Origin of the sequence: Priestia sp. YIM B13552, from assembly GCF_042787775.1 — a bacterium.
In the GTDB taxonomy this organism is placed as follows: domain Bacteria; phylum Bacillota; class Bacilli; order Bacillales; family Bacillaceae_H; genus Priestia; species Priestia megaterium_E.
Window position 1 is genome coordinate 1,007,289 of sequence record NZ_JBHZOU010000001.1, and the last position, 17,024, is coordinate 1,024,312.

The window sequence follows — 17,024 nt, forward strand, 5'->3', positions numbered from 1 at the left end:
ATATTTCATTTTTACGACTTGAGACGTAGAAAAAAATAATCCTGCTGTTCGTTGAAATTAACCGCTTTTCAATTTACACTTTATGGTAGAAGAAAACAAATTTAATTTAGGTAGAAAGCGGGTTATAACGTGAAAAAAATATTGGCTTTTATTTTAGTGATAGGTGGTACGGCAGTCCTCTTTTCTACTGCGTTTGCACCTTCCTCTTGGTCGTTAAGTTCGTTCAAGACGTCCAAGTCTGAAGCGGCGTTATCAAGTGATATTCAGCATATTCAAATTGACTCTCCAAGCATTAGTACAACTGTCGTGCCGCAAGATCGTCAAGATATTAAAACAAAAGTAGAAGGTAAAGGAAAAGTAGATGTAAAGCAAAATGGAGATACCCTAGTCGTCACTTATCAAAAAAGTCCTTTTCAATGGCTTTCTATTTTTTCAAACACAAAAGTGACAATCTACATTCCTAGAGATTATCACCACAACCTTGCGCTTACGGTAGGTTCTGGGGACCTTCAAGTTGCTACACAGCCTGAGCAAGCGCTTCAGCTGAAAGATGTTTCGATTAAAGTAGGTTCTGGAAATGCAAGTATTTCAAACTTGAGGAGCACCTCTCTTCGTACGGATGTCAATTCTGGAGATTTACAGCTGAGTAATGTTGAAAGCCAAACAGCTAAATTTGCTGTAGGATCTGGGGAAATTAAAGGAACAAACTATAAAGGAAAACTTCAGGCGCGCATTGGATCTGGTGATCTCTATATGGATTTTAAAAAGCTAGAAGAGGCCGTTTCTGTAGATGTAGGATCTGGAGATGCCGTGCTGGTTCTTCCGAAAAGCGCTGGTTTTAAAGTGAATGGAAAAGTAAGCAGCGGTGATATAAACAATGACTTTAAGTTAAGCAATGCAACCGTAACAGAAGATGTATTAAAAGGAAAGCATGGAAATGGAAAATATCCTATTGATGCAGCTGTTTCAAGCGGAGAATTAACGTTAAAATCAAAATAAAACGAACACGGAAGTGTTCGTTTTATTTATGGTCTCACTGCAATATACCACGCTACTCCTACGATTGAGCCTATGAATACGACTCCGTAAATAATAGATAAATTCACTATACTTTTCTTTTTAGATTTTCCGTAATCTTCATCTACTTTCTTTGCAGCACTGATCGTACCTGCAAGGGCAGCAACGCCGATAATAATGACAAGAAGCAATGCTAATTTCATTCATTCTCTCCTCCATATTTCGGTGATTGAATAAGACTGAATACCAAGATGTTATTTATTTCATTTTAAGCAGCACGATTTAATCAGAATATGAAAGCGTTATATCTTCTCTTTCTATCATAAAGCTAAATTATGTAAAATCAACCATCCAATCGTGCATTATTTTCCTCCCCCACTTTACATACATAAAAAATTCCCGAGCTTCACTGCTCGGGAATCTTCACCTAATAGAACTGGCCTTTTAAGGTTTTAAAATAACTTTAATGCAGTTATCTTGATGATCATTAAAGATTTTGTAGGCATTAGCTGCGTCTTCTAAAGCGACTTTATGAGTAATAATTTCTTTTGGATCGAATTCTCCTTGTACAATTTGATCATACAATTTCGGCATAACCGGAATGACAGGAGCTTGCCCCATTTTGAGAGTTACATTTCGAGCAAAAAAAGCTCCTAAAGGAAAACTGTTATAGTTGCTTCCGTATACCCCGGTGATTTGGACGGTTCCACATTTACGAACGGCTTTTGTCGCAATTTGAATGGGTCCGAGCGTTCCACCTTGAAGTTTTAATTTTTGCTCAATGTATTCAAGAGGCGACTTTTTGCCATCCATACCTACACAGTCAATCACCACATCAGCTCCGCCTTTTGTGATTTCTTTTAAATGCTCCCCCATATCTGGGTATTCTGTAAAGTCAAAGGTTTCTACGGCATTCATTTTCTTTGCATGCTGAATTCGGTATGGAACATGATCTATGGCAATAACCCGTTTGGCACCTTTCATCCAAGCAAACTTTTGAGCCATTAATCCCACTGGTCCGCAGCCGAGTACGATAACGGTATCTCCTTTTTTAACATCCGCATGCTCTACACTCCAATAAGCAGTTGGAAGCACATCTGATAAAAAAAGAAGCGATTCATCTTCTAATTCGCACGATTCCGGAATGACAAATGGTGTAAAATTCCCAAACGGCACTTTTAAATATTCAGCTTGACCTCCCGGATGATTTCCAAACTTTTCAGTATAACCGAAATAGCCGCCAGAATCGTAATGTGGATTAGAATTATCACATTGGCTCGTTAAATCATCCTTACAGTATGCACACTGTCCGCACGCTACGTTAAACGGAATAATAACGCGATCTCCTTTTTTTACTTTTGTAACCTCCGGCCCTACTTCTTCCACAACCCCCATTGGTTCATGACCAATAATATAACCGTGAGGCAATGGCATGCTTCCTTGATATAAATGCAGATCAGAACCACAAATAGCCGTTGACGTTATTTTAATGACAATGTCATCTTTCTTCTCTAACTTCGCATCTTCTACTTCTGCTACTTTTACCTGATTAGGTCCTTGATACGTTACTGCTCTCATTTTCACCCTCCATTTTTACAACCTTCATATTACTTAAATTTATCTAAAGGCATGTATTCTATCCGGAGAAATCAAGGAAAATAAAAAAGCAGCGCTTACGCGTCTGCTTAAATGATTATTAAAACTGAAATATATGTTTTCCTACCAGTACATCTGCCATCTTTACAAAGCGCTTGATTTCTAATACGTCATGAACTCGAACCATTTGAACGCCTTGTGCAATCCCTGCATATACAGTAGCTGCAGTTCCTTCCATTCTTTCCGTTGGAGGAGCATCGACTATTTGTCCAATAAATCCTTTACGAGAAGTAGCAAGCAGCACAGGATAGCCCATCTTTGTCAGCTGATCTAGATGCTGAATCGCTTCTACATTATGCGCAGCCGTTTTTCCAAAGCCAACGCCTGGATCTAAAATAATCTGATCATCTCGAACTCCTGCAGCTTTTGCAATTGATATGCTTTCTTCCAAATCACTTATCATATCTGTAATCAGATTTGTATAATTGGGCTCATGGCGATTATGCATTAAAATAATAGGAACATTATAGTCAGCTGCAACTTGAGCCATTTTGGGATCAGCCTTTGCGCCCCATATATCGTTAATAATATGTGCTCCTGCTTCTAGCGCATGTTTGGCCACTTCCGACTTGTATGTATCTACAGAAATCGGCACCTCTACGCGCTTAGCCACTTCAGAAATAACGGGCACAATCCGTTTAATCTCTTCTTCATCACTAATTCTTGTATACCCAGGACGAGTTGATTCTCCTCCGATATCAATGATGTCTGCTCCTTGCTTCACCATTTCCTCAGCATGAGCCACCGCTTTATCTACATCGTAGTATTTTCCGCCATCTGAAAATGAATCCGGGTTTACGTTTAAAATCCCCATAATAAGCGTACGGTCCGCATAATTCAGTTCATATTTTCCGCATTTGATGACGGATTGAGACGTTAAAGTTGACACTATCCTCAGCCCCTTCGTAATTTGCAAATTGATGTATATTTATAAATATCATGTATTTTGAGAATGTCATACCGTTCGTAATTATATCAAAAGTCGCCGGTCCTATGTGATTTTTCTTAGAGTTTCTTTCTTCTATAGTGTGAGATAAACATTAAAAGTGAATACATAGATAACATTAAAAATCTCTATCGGGCTTGTCTTCAGGGTCTTTTTTCCTTTTCTCACATCTTTTGTGAGTCTTTTTATTCAAAAAGAAAGGATTCGCATGAAAAGTGTTTAATTTATAGCAATAGTTGGGAATTTATAATTAAGTAACTTCCATTTTTATGGAATTCATTTTAAGGAGGATGACTATGACTCAACAACCGTTACAAGTCAAATTAATTCCTTATACAATTGAGTCGATTATCGACTCAACAAACGAAACGCCTAAAGGAGTAAGCTTAATTCAAGCGCCTGCTATTTGGGAACAAAGCAATCAAGGAGCAGGCATTGTAATTGCAGTTATCGACACTGGTGTTGACACAAATCATCCTGACTTAAAAGATTGTATTATCGGAGGAAGAAACTTCACTTCGGATTATGACGGAGATTCTTCTGTATTTGAAGATAATAATGGGCACGGCACTCACGTGTCTGGTACCATTGCTGCTGCGCTTAATAATGAAGGGGTAGTAGGAGTGGCACCAAAAGCAAAAATTCTAAGCTTAAAAGTACTTACCGGTGAAGGATCGGGAAATTACGAATGGATTATTGACGCTATTAACTACGCCGTCGAATGGCGCGGTCCTAACAATGAGCGAGCACGAGTTATTTCCATGTCACTGGGGGGACCACAAGACGTTCCAGAACTGCACGAAGCTGTTCAGAATGCTGTGAATAAAGATGTTTCTGTCGTTGTTGCAGCTGGAAACGAAGGTGACGACCGCGAAGAAACCTTTGAATATTCATATCCAGGAAGTTACAACGAAGTCATTCAAGTAGGAGCAGTGGACAACAGCTTAAGCTTGGCTCCTTTTACCAACGTCAATGAAGAAGTGGATTTAGTGGCACCGGGAGTTAAAATCATCTCTACTTTTTTAGAAGGTAAATATGCGACTCTTTCAGGAACTTCAATGGCAACTCCCCACGTAGCAGGAGCTTTAGCTCTATTAATTAACTTATGTGAGAAGGAATTTGGCCGCTCTTTAATCGAAGCCGAAATCTATGCTCAACTTGTAAGAAGGACGCTTCCTCTTGGATATCGAAAAAGCTCTGAAGGAAACGGGTTTCTCATGCTCGATTTGGTAGAGAAAATACATGATATTATTAACGTAGCCCGTATCAACCCTAGTAAGTAATAAATAAGAAAAACGAGAAATCTTCTTGGTTCTCGTTAAATTGAAATAAAGACATGCGAACGCATGTCTTTATTCATATCTTAATGCTTCGATTGGATCTAGCTTCGCCGCTTTGTTTGCAGGAAGCATGCCGAATACAATGCCAATCGTCATGGAAAACAACACTCCTCCAAGTACCACTTGCCACGAAATTAACGACGGCCAGCCAGCAAATAATGAAACAAGAGCTGCCCCGCCCGCGCCGAGACCAATTCCAAGCAAACCACCAATTAACGTGAGGGTAATGGATTCAATCAAAAACTGAGTTAGAATTTGTCTTTTAGATGCTCCCAACGCTTTACGAATACCAATTTCTCTTGTACGTTCCGTTACAGAAACCAGCATAATGTTCATAACGCCAATCCCGCCAACAAGCAGGGAAATGCCTGCAATCGATCCAATAATCGTTGTCATAATCCGCGTTACATTTCCAATGCTATCTGCTATTTCTTCTAAGTTCTGCACTTGGTAAGCATCTTCCGCATCATGCAAATTATTTAACAAATCCGTTGCGTCATTGCCTACTTTTTTTAGTTGATCAGAGCTTTTTGCTTGAACACTAAGGTTTGTGTAATCGAGCTTACCGAAGCTTGATTTATACGTATTATTCGGAATATAAATGGTTGGTATTTCAAATGCTAAAAAGCCCGTTGCCTTTTTTGTGACACCAATAATTTTGATAGGCTGACCTTGCACCCATACTACTTGTCCAAGGGCTTCTTTTTTATCAAATAGCTCTTTTTTCATATCGCTTGTGATAACACCTACTCGATTACCTGATAAAAAGTCAGAGCTGTCTAACATTCTTCCTTTTGAAACTTCCAGCTGATTAACTTCAATATAGCCTTCGTTAATAGCATTAACAGTCGTATCAGATTCCTTGTCTCTATATCTTATCCCCATTCCCATTGAACTAGAGGCCACCACATTCTTCACTCCGGGAATAGTCGAAAGAGCTTTGATATCATCCTCTGTAAAGATAGGCTCACCCGTCATTGAAAGGTCATCAGCTTGCATCTCGTCTTCAGGAGGCTGATAGTATACATCAACTGTATTGCTTGCTCCTGTTATTTCCGACTTAATCATCTGTTCTCCGCCCTGACCAATGGCTACAACGATAATAACAGCCGCTACGCCAATGATAATACCAAGCATCGTCAAAATAGAGCGCATTTTATGAGCAAGAACCGAAGAGAGCGCCATGCGAATATTTTCTATCAAACTCATAGGCTATCGTTCTCCTTATCGCTATGACTTAGCACTTTACCGTCACGAACGATAACTGTACGCGATGTGTATTCTGCCACTTCAGGTTCATGGGTAATGACTACAACCGTTGTGCCATCTGCATTAAGCTGAGAAAATTGCTCCATAATGTCAGCACTTGTGTTTGTATCTAGAGCTCCTGTTGGTTCATCTGCTAAAATAAGCGTCGGATTGTTAACAATAGAACGAGCAATAGCAACGCGCTGCTTTTGCCCTCCTGATAGCTCGCTCGGTAAATGTTTCATCCGCTCACTCAGCCCTACTTTTTCAAGCGCAGCTTCTGCTCTGGCTCGTCTTTCCTTACGCGTTACACCTGCATATACCATTGGAAGCTCTACGTTTTCTACCGCTGTTAAACGCGGCAACAGCTGAAATTGCTGAAAAACAAAACCGATATGAATATTTCTTACTTTTGCAAGCTGCTCATCACTATAAGTGGAGATTTCTTGTTCATTTAATAAATAGGACCCTGACGACGAACGGTCTAAACATCCGATAATGTTCATTAGCGTTGATTTACCTGAGCCAGAAGGTCCCATAATCGCAACAAATTCACCGTCATAAATCTTCAAATTAATATCTTTTAAAATTGGCACTTCCTCTTTGCCAAGATGATAACTTTTATGAATATTCACAAGCTCAATCATTGAACAGTCACTTCCGCACCATCAGTTAAGTTCTTTGTAGGATTTGTAATGACTTTGTCTTTAGAAGATACGCCGCTTTTGATTTCAATAAATTTATTTGTTGTTTCTCCAATCTTTACTTCCTTACGAACCGCCTTTTTATCTTTCACCACATATACATATTTTTCCCCATCTTCATTTACAACTGCTTTTATCGGCAAAGATGAAGCTTTTTTACTGCTTGTTTCAATTTCAAGCAGCAGCTTAAATCCCGGCTTAATCATCGTGATATCTTGGTCATCTACTTTTACTTCAACTGGATATTGATTAGCCCCATCATTGCCCGCTTCTGCTGATGCCTGCTGCTGAGGTAGATAGTCAATTTGTTTAACGCTCCCTGCCCATTCTTTATCAGGCAGCACATCTGATGTAATTTTGACAGCTTGACCGGTTTTAATTTTTAATGCATCGTACTCAGACAGCACACCAGTAGCTAAGTATTCATCGGTATTACCAATATGTATAAGCGGTTTTTGAACGTCACTTGTGTTATTAACCGCTTCTTTATCTACTTCTAGCACCGTCCCATTAATATCACTCGCTACGTCTAAATTACGTTCTTTTTTAGCAATTGATTTGGCTTCTAGTTTGTTTCGTTCTAAATCAATTTTAGCCGTTTCTAAATCGAGATTGAGCTGCGTACGTTCTGTATCGATTTGATCTCTCGCTTCTTGCTTACTCATTTCTTTTTCCAATTCTTTTTGTTTTTTATTTAAATTAGAAAGCTGTTTGCTTACTGAGTCAATTTGCAGCTGGCTGGATTTTTTTTCTAGCTTATTTTGTTCTTGCTCTAAATCAAGCGTATCGCTTTCGTATGTTACAAGAGAGGTTCCCTGCTGTACACGAGATCCTTCCGTTACGTGAAATCGTTCAACCTCGCCTTTTTCAGCATCAAAATAGACATATTGCTCATCAGCAAGCTTTAACGTACCGGGAACCATAACTGTATTTCTTAACTTTTTTTCCTTTATATTTGCTACGTGAACATTGATTGCTTTCCCACTTACACTTTGTGCACGATATACGTTAATTCCAATAACCGCAACAATAACAACTGCTACAGCTGTAATAATTATTCCTTTTTTCATTTACAATCCTGCTCCTTTAAGCGCTTCTGAAGCAGCTCCTCCAACTCCTGAAATAGCGGCTCCTAAGATGAATAAAATAATCACTGTAATAATAGAAGCAGCTTTTGATACATTTGCCACTTTTTGTAGTCCTACTGCTGTCAGAATAAGTCCCCAGATAGAAAAGATTTCAATGGAAGTAAATACTCCTCCCATAGCACCTTTCGCACCAACCATTCCATTTAACGAAGTCACATTAGCTGAAGTATGTGCTAGTGCAGCTACTCCCGTATTAATTAGCTGACCGATTGCTGTGATGAACGTAACAAACAAATTTAAGCTAAACATTTGGCGGTAAGTTGTTTTTCCAGTCCCTAACTTTGCAATTAAAAACAAAATTAAACTCGTGAATGCCAGTGTAGCAACTATTGCAATCACTCCTCCAACCGTTCCGCCGATCATACTAAATGTTGAATTCACTTCAATGCCAGCTTCTTTTTGCTGCTGTAATGCTTCTTTTGCCTGAGGGGTATAGACGGCTAGAATCGTTGTTGCAGCTGTTAAGATGAGGATAAGTAAAAGAGGGCCCCAAATGACCGGGTTGCTTTTCATTTTCTCAAACTGTACAACTGGACTCGTAATAAAACCAAAAATAGAAGGCTTTCCTTTCTCTTGGACTTCCGAAGATACGTTAACTTCTGTGCTCATAATCAAACTCCTTTTATTTTGTTTCGTTATTAGCTCTTAAGACCCGTCTTTTGCTGTTTTTTAAAGTTTTCTAGCAAAATCGACTCTTTCTAAGAAACTCTCAAACACCTAATATTCTAACATAATTATACAAATTAATTGACATTTTTCTTACATTTTATATTTTTTATGGTATTTTTAGAAATTAAAGAGATGTCTGAATGAAAGTATTAATCTTACTTATAATTTCTAAATATTCTAATTATTATTTGACATCATTCAATAGAATCCGTATATTATGATTAAAGTTTATTATTCCTATGCTTTTTATAAGTTTTATATCTAAGGAGGAGTTTCAATGTCTGCTAAGAAACCATTTCGTCCTGAAACACAAGCCATCCATTCTGGCCAACAGCTTGACCCGGCTACTTTTTCGCGTGCGGTACCTATTTATCAAACAAGCTCATTTGGATTTAAAGATACGGAGCATGCTGCATCTTTATTTAATTTAAGTGAACAAGGCTACATCTACACTCGAATTGTAAACCCTACTACGGACGTTTTTGAACAGCGAATTGCTGAGTTAGAAGGCGGAGTAGGTGCTCTAGGAGTAGCTTCGGGTCAGTCAGCTACTACCTTTTCCATTTTGAATATCGCTTCGGCAGGAGATGAAATTGTATCAGCAAGCAGTTTATATGGGGGAACATATAACCTCTTTTCGTCTACGCTTCCTAAACTGGGCATTACCGTCAAATTTGTAAACGCCGATAATCCAGAAAACTTTAGAAGTGCAATCACTTCCAAAACAAAGGCAATTTATGCTGAATCCGTTGGAAACCCGCAGGGAAATGTGCTAGACATCGAAGCAGTTGCAGACATTGCTCATGAACATGGAGTTCCTCTTATTATTGATAATACGGTTCCAAGCCCTTACCTTCTTCGTCCCATCGATTTCGGAGCAGATATTGTCGTTCATTCTGCTACTAAGTTTCTTGGAGGGCATGGAACAGCAATTGGGGGTGTTATCGTAGACAGTGGAAAATTTGATTGGGAAGCGAGCGGGAAATTTCCAGACTTAACAACTCCAGATCCAAGTTACCATGGCCTCGTATACACAGAAGCTGCCGGTGAAGCTGCTTATATTACAAAAGCGCGCGTTCAGCTTTTACGAGATATTGGAGCTGCTTTATCACCTTTTAATTCCTTTTTACTCCTTCAAGGGGTAGAAACACTCCATCTGCGATTAGAGCGTCACAGCGAAAACGCATTAAAGGTAGCGAAATTTTTAGAGCAGCATGAATTAGTAGAATGGGTAAATTATGCGGGGCTTCCTTCCCACCCTTCCTATTCTTTGGCACAAAAATACTTGCCTAAAGGGCAAGGAGCAATTTTAACCTTTGGTGTAAGGGGAGGAAAAAACGCTGCGGCTAAGTTAATTGATTCGGTTCAGTTATTTTCTCATTTAGCCAATATCGGCGACTCTAAATCACTCATTATTCACCCGGCAAGCACCACTCATCAACAGCTATCTAAAGACGAACAAAAAGCTTCGGGTGTGACGCCAGAACTCATTCGTTTATCGGTTGGAACAGAAGCAATCGACGACCTTCTTGAAGATTTGGATTATGCCTTAAAAGCCAGCCAAAAAGTGAATACAACTGTTTAAAAGCTGTGATTTTTCACAGCTTTTTTTATATCATCCAATAACTTTTTATACTTTCGCTTATGCTACAATAAACAAAACGAATGAAAAAGGAGTTACTATGAACACGTTCAATTCAATACCTGCTATCACATTTACAGACGTTCATAAAACATTTAAGGATAAAGAACATAGTGTTTTAAAAGGCATATCGGGTACAGTGATGCAAGGCTCGCTCGTCATGATGGTAGGACCATCAGGATCCGGAAAAAGCACCCTTCTTTCCATGTGCAATTTACTCTCTGCACCTGATGAAGGAAGTATTGAAGTATATGGAAAAGACATTAGCAAATGGACTATTTCTGATTTGCGAAAAAAAGTGGGCATTGCTTTTCAATCTGCTCCTGTTATTGATGGAACAGTGCGAGATAATATGATGCTTGTTCAAAAACTGCACGGCAAACAGGATATTATGCCTGAAGAACTCTGTGCCTTGACCGGTCTTTCCCCTGACTTGTTAGACCAGGATGCCAGAGATTTATCCGGTGGTCAAAGACAAAGGTTATCATTAGCCCGCACGCTGTCCAACGGATCTGACCTTTTACTTTTAGACGAAATCACTTCTGCTTTGGATGCCACTTCTGCTCATGAAATTGAGCAGCTTATTTCTCATTTACATAAAGAGCAGAATAAAACGATTATTTGGGTTACCCATAATTTAGATCAAGCGAAACGTTTAGGAGAGGAAGTCTGGCTTTTAATGAACGGAGTGATTGTAGAAAAAGCGAAGACGGAGACCTTTTTTCATGCTCCTGTAAAAGCTGAAACAAAACAATTTATTGAAGGAGCCTTTCTATGAGTTCACTTTCACTGATTTTTACAATTGTTTTTGTTTTTATTGCTCTTTTTTTATCAAAATCTTTTCGTATAGGACTCGAAAAAGATATTATCATTGCCAGTATTCGAGCAGCCGTTCAGCTGTTAGTGATCGGATATGTTTTATCGTTTATTTTTGACGCGAATCATCCTGTTTTTATGATTCTCATTTTATTCGTTATGCTCACAGTCGCTTCTCAAAACGTTGTAAAGAAAAAAAAGCAGGAATTTAAAGCTTTTTTTCGTGTATTTGTCACTCTTTTTATTGTAGAAATCCTGACCCAAAGCGTTATGCTCGGTCTACATATTATCCCTGCTACTCCGCGCTACGTCATTCCTGTCAGCGGTATGATTATTGGAAATTCGATGATTTTGGCTAATTTATTTTTAAATCGGTTAGATGCTGAAGTAAGTCGAAGAAGAGAGGAAATTCAATTAATTCTGGCGCTTGGGGGTACTCCTAAACAAGCTATTCATAGTATTTTAAACGCCGCAATCAAAGCTAGCATGATTCCTACGGTAGAAAGCCAAAAAACAATTGGACTTGTTCAGCTTCCGGGTATGATGACAGGCCAGATTATTGGAGGGGCAGATCCGATACAAGCTGTCAAATTCCAGCTGCTTATCGTTTTTACTATTCTAGCGTCTGCTACGCTTTCCTGCGTCATCTTAAGCCGATTAACATACCCTACCCTTTTTAATAGCTATCAGCAGCTTATCCGTGAGCATACATAAAAAGAAGAAAGGAGACTCCTTTCTTCTTTTTTTACTGAGCAGCTTTTTTTAATCTTGATCCTACGTCACTTCCAAAGGTCACTCCTAAATCACCGAGCCATCTTCTATAGGCAATACTCAATCGGTCCGGATTCAAATGAAGCTCTGCTTGTAAGTCAAGCGGCAGCTCTTCTGGTTTTTGACTTTCCACAATACTGGTATCTTGTTCAATAATAAGCTGCTGAAAATCGCGGAAATATTGATCAGGTGCATCAAACGAATAGTTTCTAGAAACCAGCGCAAACACCGTGGACTTTCTTTCCTCTTCAGGTAAAACCGCAAACAGCATTGAAAAGATTTCACCCGTTTCATAGTTCACTTTTTTCAATCTTGCAACAGTAGGACGAAGAATTTCAAAGGTATAATAAATAGTCGCAAAGTTACCCGTACCATCTGCATCTGCGTACACAGCGATTTCATCAGAAACGTATCGGTTATCTTTCCAATGCACCTTATAATCAGGAATTTCGGCGTAGTCAGAGTGTCCAAGGCTTCCTTCGTGAACAAAAGCCAAATGGCTTACATCTAGAAAGTTTTCTACGACACGAGGAGCTGCTGCCTGCAGAGTATGAGAGTTGGCGCAAACCGTTTTGAATCCGGAGTTAAGATGTTCGTCATACAGGGGAAGAGGAGTATCGCCCGCCTCTCTATTCATCTTCACCCATATAATTCCGTACTTTTCAACGCAGTCATACACCTGTGCTTTTGCTTTTGAAGGAATAGCTCTTCCTGGCGGCTGTTGAGGAATTTTCACACAAGCCCCGGCATCATCGTATTTCCATCCGTGGTAAGGGCATACAATGCAATCATCTACCACCTTTCCAAGAGATAACGCTGCACCGCGATGGATGCACAAATCTTTAAATGCTTTAATGGCATTAGTTGTGCGAAAAAGCACAACTCGCTCTTCTAAAATCGTTACTTGCAAGGGCTGATCTGTTAAATCATGTGAATAAGCTGCAGGCAGCCATTCCTTAGCCAATACTAAATCTTTAATCATCTGCATCGCCTCCGTACAATAAGTAAATTTATTTCTTGTTTATAAAAAAAACCGCAGAAATAGAAGGAGTGCTTCTACTTCCGCAGCTTTTTCGTTCCGTAAAACAGACTATAAGCGCGCGAAGATTCTACATGATTGCAGATAGAGCGACCTTAGCACTTCATCTACAATGACAATACGTGTTCATCGCTATTTTTTTAATCTCAAAACCTAACCCTTATATATTGAATAAAGAGCGGCCAGCCGCTAAAAGCTTTTCTGTCCACTGATTTCTCTTAGCTTTACTTTATCAATTTCCCACTGAAAAATCTCTTGATTTGTAAGCATCTCTAACATAATTTTTTCGGTTAAACGAATAAAAGCTGCGGTTTTAAAAACCGCAGCTTGCTTTATTATGAGCTCATATAACTGGCTGTATATTTTTTCGTCTGCTTTTGTATTTCTTGATTTAAATGTTTGAAAAATGAGAGGGTTTCTTCATAATCCGTCGCTTTTTCATGAAACTTCAATGTAAGACTTTCTTCAAACAACGTTTCTCCTTGATGACCAACCGCTTTCAGCTGAACATCTGTAACAATACCTTGCGAAATCGAACATAATAAATAATTAAAGCAATGAACCGGAACGATATGCATGAGATGAAAATCATCGATAGTTCTATCACTTTTTGTTTTCTTAAATTCCACGGTGAGTTCTTCCGGATGAATAAACACATTTATATGCTGTTTGGACAAACAAGTAGGATTCATTTTTTGTGTATACTCACAAAATTCCAGTCCAATAAATACAGAATTCTCGGAGTCAGCTTCAATAAAGATTTGCGAATTTTTTACCATTGTCCTCGTCCTCCATATTCAATCTAGTTCCCCCATCACTCGCATTCAGTTGTAAAATATTTCCATCTTTTTTCTATTCTATCATTGATTTTTCTCAGTGCCTATTTAACAGGCGGAAGTTCTCTTTAAAAGAGAGGGAACTGACAGGCAGTTCTTTATGTGAGAAGAATAGGCAAAAGACACCTCTTTTATTTTCTTGAGGTGTCTTTTGGTATCATCAGCCTGTATTACGCAACCCTGCTGCAATGCCGTTAATCGTTAATAACGCTTCTTTTAAAAGTTCTTCATTTAACGTTCCAGCCTCATCTTCACGCAGCTTGGAAATGACTTTAACTTGTAAGAATGTTAGAGGGTCCACATACGGATTTCGTAATTTAATAGATTCTTTAATCGTAGGAAGATGATCCATTAGTTCTTTTTGACCTGTGATTTGAAGAATCATTTCTTTTGTGAGATTATACTCTTTTTTAATGGCGGTAAAAATCCGCTCTGAAATAGCCGGGTCTTGTACCATTTCCGTGTATTCTTTTGCTGCCATTAAATCTGCTTTTGTTAAGGCCATTTGCAGATTATCGACGGTCGAGCGGAAAAATGGCCATTCTTTATACATTTGCTGAAGAAGCTGTATATCTCCCGACTTCTCTACTAAATGCTGTAAGCCCGTACCTGCAGCGTACCAGGCTGGAAGCAGCTGTCTGCTTTGCGTCCATGCAAATACCCACGGAATTGCTCGCAAGTCTTCAAAGCGATCACTTCCTTTTCGACTCATTGGACGTGACCCAATATTTAAAGCTCCCAGCTCAGGAAGAGGTGTAGCTTGTTTAAAATACGTTAAAAAGTCTGGATCTTTGAAAACAAGCTCTTGATACTTACGTAAAGAAGCAGTTGAAATCTCGTCCATTGTTTCTTCCCATTCATGTGTACGAATATCACATTGTTCAGCTTCTTGAGAAACATTTGCTGCCGCTGTAAGAAGAGCTGAGACCGCTTGTTCAAGGCTTCGGTAGGCAATGTCATATAAAGCGTATCTAGAAGAAAGAACTTCTCCTTGCTCTGTAATTTTCACGCCGTCTCCTAGCGTCTCAACAGGCTGAGATAAAATGCTTCGGTTTAACGGTCCACCTCCTCGGCCTAGTGAGCCGCCTCGGCCATGGAAAAACTTCAGACGAACTTGATACTTCCTCGCCATATCGTGAATTTCCTGCTGCGCTTTATAGAGCTTCCAATTAGCAGTAAGCGTTCCTCCGTCTTTACTTCCATCTGAGTAGCCAAGCATAATTTCTTGCAAATCCTGCTGTTTCCTTAAGTGCTCACGATAAAAATCTAATTGAAATAGCTGTTCCATAATTTTAGGACCCGCTGTGAGATCATCAATCGTTTCAAGCAGCGGAGCTATATTTAACTTACTTTCAATGCGGCCATCTGCATGAAGGCGATAAATACCTGCTTCTTTGGCAAGTACCATGACTTCTAACAAATCACTTGCAGACTGCGTCATGCTGATTAAGTAGACTTCAATAGATCTTTCTCCAAATTCTTTATGTGCTCGATGTATCATATTAAATACTTCAATTACTTGCTGCGTTTCTTTAGAGTAATTCTCTACAAACGATAGCACAGGTCTTGGGTCTTGAAGAACTTTCCCTAACAGCTCAACTTTTTTCTCTTCTGTTAACGCTGAATAATCTTCAGCTAAAGAAACCGCATGGAAAATTTCTTTGATTGCCGCTTCATGTTCCCCGCTGTGATTACGGATATCAAGCGTTGCTAAATGAAAACCAAACAGCTCAACTTGGCGAATTAATTTACATAAGCTTTTTAACTGATAATCCTGAGGCTGGTGCTTTTGCAAACTGTCTTTGATTAGAAGTAAATCATGTAGAAGTTCTTCCGACCTTTGATAACCCGCTTCCGACTCTCCAACTAAATTTAATTTATGAAGCATAATCGTAAGCTTGCAGCGATACACTTCGTGTTTGATTCTCCATCGCTTTTTCTCAGGCAGCAGCGATATTTCTTGATTAATAGAATCAAGCAGATTATCTGAAACTGCGACTCTTTTTGTAGACTGACTTAACCTTTGTCTCAATTGAGTAAGCGACTCTTTATATTTACGAATAGCTAACTTTCTTTGTTTGACAAGCGTTTGCCACGTTACTTTGGGAGTTACGTTTGGATTTCCATCCCGGTCTCCGCCAATCCATGAACCAAATCGAAGAATATTAGGCACCTTCCAATTTTCTTGGGGGTAATTCTCCTGCAATGAATTTTCCAACTCCTGATGAAGTTGAGGAAGCACTTCAAATAACGTTTCATCAAAATAATATAATCCATTCGATACTTCATCCATTACGGTTGGCTTGCGATCTCGCAGTTCATTTGTTTGCCATAAAATCAACACTTCGCTAAACAGTCTTTCTTCAATTTCCGTACGTTCGCGTTTTGTTAACGTTGGATTATCCAAGTTTTTGAGAAGCTCAGCCATTCGTTTATGAATATCAAGAACACTTCGTCTAGTGGCTTCTGTTGGATGAGCAGTGATGATGAGCTCTAGAGATAAAGTTTGAAGCAAGTTAGCAATTACGTCTGGCGCCACTCCATTATTTTTAAGCGAAACAACGGCACTTTCCAATGAGCCCGGCTGCATAATAGAATCTTCTTGCTGCTGATATTCCCGTCTGCGACGAATTCGATGATTTTGCTCTGCAATATTAACTAAATGAAAATAAACTGCAAACGCCCGAATAACCTGCTCGCGCATCGGCTGTTCAAGAGTAACGATTTCATTTTTTATTTCTTTATAGATAACTTCATCTTTGTTTTCTCTAAGTGATTTTGCTACTTCGCGTATTTTTTCTACTTTGTTGAGCAGTTCTTCTCCACCTTGGTGAACCAGAACTTTCCCTAACAATTGACCGAGAAACTTTACATCACGGCGCAGGGCAGTGCTGCTGTTTTGTCTTTCTGCTGCTTCTACTGTTACCATTAGACACGACACCTTTCTTTATAAATGTTGTACTTTTTAAACTTTTTAGAAAATTATATTAAATCCATATTACCATGAACGAAAATAAATTTCATATAATTTTATTTCCTCCTCTCGTTCAGGAGAGGAGATTCATCAAATATAGAAAGAGGTTAAGACATAACTAAATGAATCCAATCTAAAGACGAACAAATGGGATACATAAGCTGAACCGCTTGTGACACCGCAGTTGATTACTGTGCAAGACTTTGCTTTCTGCGGGC

General features: G+C 39.1%; 15 protein-coding genes. 5 read left to right on the forward strand and 10 right to left on the reverse strand.

Features of this window, described 5'->3' with window-relative positions; translation table 11 throughout:
- Positions 1–129: 129 nt before the first annotated feature.
- Positions 130–999, forward strand: a complete 870-nt coding sequence (gene liaG / locus ACFX40_RS04935; RefSeq protein WP_098333807.1) for a LiaG family protein — start codon at positions 130–132, stop codon at positions 997–999.
- Positions 1,000–1,025: 26 nt separating this feature from the next.
- On the opposite strand, the gene ACFX40_RS04940 is transcribed toward liaG, so the two are convergent.
- From ACFX40_RS04940 to folP, 3 genes are all read right to left on the reverse strand, one after another.
- A complete protein-coding gene (locus ACFX40_RS04940) occupies positions 1,026–1,220 on the reverse strand; it encodes a hypothetical protein (protein ID WP_013055532.1) in 195 nt (64 codons plus the stop codon).
- A gap of 241 nt (positions 1,221–1,461) precedes the next feature.
- A complete protein-coding gene (locus ACFX40_RS04945) occupies positions 1,462–2,595 on the reverse strand; it encodes a zinc-dependent alcohol dehydrogenase (protein WP_098333808.1) in 1,134 nt (377 codons plus the stop codon).
- A 118-nt stretch (positions 2,596–2,713) separates the two neighbouring features.
- Entirely contained in the window at positions 2,714–3,562 is an 849-nt protein-coding gene (folP, locus tag ACFX40_RS04950) for a dihydropteroate synthase (RefSeq protein ID WP_081085188.1), read from the reverse strand.
- Positions 3,563–3,915: 353 nt separating this feature from the next.
- On the opposite strand from folP, the gene ACFX40_RS04955 reads away from it, so the two are divergent.
- On the forward strand, positions 3,916–4,902 hold the full coding sequence (locus tag ACFX40_RS04955) for a S8 family peptidase (protein ID WP_098966075.1): 987 nt from the start codon (positions 3,916–3,918) through the stop codon (positions 4,900–4,902).
- Between the two features lie 69 nt (positions 4,903–4,971).
- Here ACFX40_RS04955 and ACFX40_RS04960 read toward each other — a convergent pair whose 3' ends face one another.
- The 4 genes from ACFX40_RS04960 to yknW are packed head-to-tail and all read right to left on the reverse strand — an operon-like array spanning position 4,972 to position 8,668.
- Positions 4,972–6,168, reverse strand: coding sequence for an ABC transporter permease (locus ACFX40_RS04960; protein WP_016763129.1), 1,197 nt, complete (start codon positions 6,166–6,168; stop codon positions 4,972–4,974).
- Positions 6,165–6,854: an ABC transporter ATP-binding protein gene (locus ACFX40_RS04965; RefSeq protein WP_028407557.1), complete on the reverse strand. Its 690-nt coding sequence runs from the start codon at positions 6,852–6,854 to the stop codon at positions 6,165–6,167. Before ACFX40_RS04965 ends, ACFX40_RS04960 begins: the two co-directional genes overlap by 4 nt.
- Entirely contained in the window at positions 6,851–7,981 is a 1,131-nt protein-coding gene (locus tag ACFX40_RS04970) for an efflux RND transporter periplasmic adaptor subunit (protein ID WP_028407556.1), read from the reverse strand. The genes ACFX40_RS04965 and ACFX40_RS04970 overlap by 4 nt, the downstream gene beginning before the upstream one ends.
- Positions 7,982–8,668 (reverse strand): YknW family membrane protein, encoded by a 687-nt coding sequence (yknW, locus tag ACFX40_RS04975; RefSeq protein ID WP_098248652.1) that lies wholly within the window; start codon positions 8,666–8,668, stop codon positions 7,982–7,984.
- Positions 8,669–9,005: 337 nt separating this feature from the next.
- Here yknW and ACFX40_RS04980 point away from each other — a divergent pair, with 337 nt between their 5' ends.
- The 3 genes from ACFX40_RS04980 to ACFX40_RS04990 all read left to right on the forward strand — a co-directional run bounded on the left by ACFX40_RS04980 (position 9,006) and on the right by ACFX40_RS04990 (position 11,900).
- The gene (locus ACFX40_RS04980) at positions 9,006–10,313 is read left to right on the forward strand and encodes a homocysteine synthase (protein ID WP_028407554.1); all 1,308 of its coding nucleotides are present in this window, start codon (positions 9,006–9,008) and stop codon (positions 10,311–10,313) included.
- 97 nt (positions 10,314–10,410) lie between these two features.
- The gene (locus tag ACFX40_RS04985; protein WP_028407553.1) at positions 10,411–11,148 is read left to right on the forward strand and encodes an ABC transporter ATP-binding protein; all 738 of its coding nucleotides are present in this window, start codon (positions 10,411–10,413) and stop codon (positions 11,146–11,148) included.
- Positions 11,145–11,900, forward strand: coding sequence for an ABC transporter permease (locus tag ACFX40_RS04990; RefSeq protein WP_028407552.1), 756 nt, complete (start codon positions 11,145–11,147; stop codon positions 11,898–11,900). The genes ACFX40_RS04985 and ACFX40_RS04990 overlap by 4 nt, the downstream gene beginning before the upstream one ends.
- Before the next feature lie 31 nt (positions 11,901–11,931).
- Here the strand turns inward: ACFX40_RS04990 and ACFX40_RS04995 are convergent, their stop codons facing one another.
- The 3 genes from ACFX40_RS04995 to ppc form a co-directional block, all read right to left on the reverse strand.
- Positions 11,932–12,939, reverse strand: a complete 1,008-nt coding sequence (locus ACFX40_RS04995; protein WP_028407551.1) for an aromatic ring-hydroxylating dioxygenase subunit alpha — start codon at positions 12,937–12,939, stop codon at positions 11,932–11,934.
- 392 nt (positions 12,940–13,331) lie between these two features.
- The gene (locus ACFX40_RS05000; RefSeq protein WP_050689301.1) at positions 13,332–13,775 is read right to left on the reverse strand and encodes a hypothetical protein; all 444 of its coding nucleotides are present in this window, start codon (positions 13,773–13,775) and stop codon (positions 13,332–13,334) included.
- A gap of 217 nt (positions 13,776–13,992) precedes the next feature.
- Positions 13,993–16,761 carry a phosphoenolpyruvate carboxylase gene (ppc, locus tag ACFX40_RS05005; protein WP_098966068.1) on the reverse strand — a complete coding sequence of 923 codons (2,769 nt, stop codon included), beginning with the start codon at positions 16,759–16,761 and terminating at the stop codon, positions 13,993–13,995.
- Positions 16,762–17,024 lie beyond the last annotated feature (263 nt).

Coding starts and splice junctions, on each gene's coding strand:
- ACFX40_RS04965 (WP_028407557.1), bottom strand. CDS start 6,854: ATGATTGAGCTTGTGAATATTCATAAAAGTTATCATCTTGGCAAAGAG.
- ACFX40_RS04940 (WP_013055532.1), bottom strand. CDS start 1,220: ATGAAATTAGCATTGCTTCTTGTCATTATTATCGGCGTTGCTGCCCTT.
- ACFX40_RS04955 (WP_098966075.1), top strand. CDS start 3,916: ATGACTCAACAACCGTTACAAGTCAAATTAATTCCTTATACAATTGAG.
- ACFX40_RS04995 (WP_028407551.1), bottom strand. CDS start 12,939: ATGATTAAAGATTTAGTATTGGCTAAGGAATGGCTGCCTGCAGCTTAT.
- ACFX40_RS04945 (WP_098333808.1), bottom strand. CDS start 2,595: ATGAGAGCAGTAACGTATCAAGGACCTAATCAGGTAAAAGTAGCAGAA.
- ACFX40_RS05000 (WP_050689301.1), bottom strand. CDS start 13,775: ATGGTAAAAAATTCGCAAATCTTTATTGAAGCTGACTCCGAGAATTCT.
- ACFX40_RS04990 (WP_028407552.1), top strand. CDS start 11,145: ATGAGTTCACTTTCACTGATTTTTACAATTGTTTTTGTTTTTATTGCT.
- ACFX40_RS04985 (WP_028407553.1), top strand. CDS start 10,411: ATGAACACGTTCAATTCAATACCTGCTATCACATTTACAGACGTTCAT.
- ACFX40_RS04960 (WP_016763129.1), bottom strand. CDS start 6,168: ATGAGTTTGATAGAAAATATTCGCATGGCGCTCTCTTCGGTTCTTGCT.
- yknW (WP_098248652.1), bottom strand. CDS start 8,668: ATGAGCACAGAAGTTAACGTATCTTCGGAAGTCCAAGAGAAAGGAAAG.
- ppc (WP_098966068.1), bottom strand. CDS start 16,761: ATGGTAACAGTAGAAGCAGCAGAAAGACAAAACAGCAGCACTGCCCTG.
- ACFX40_RS04980 (WP_028407554.1), top strand. CDS start 9,006: ATGTCTGCTAAGAAACCATTTCGTCCTGAAACACAAGCCATCCATTCT.
- ACFX40_RS04970 (WP_028407556.1), bottom strand. CDS start 7,981: ATGAAAAAAGGAATAATTATTACAGCTGTAGCAGTTGTTATTGTTGCG.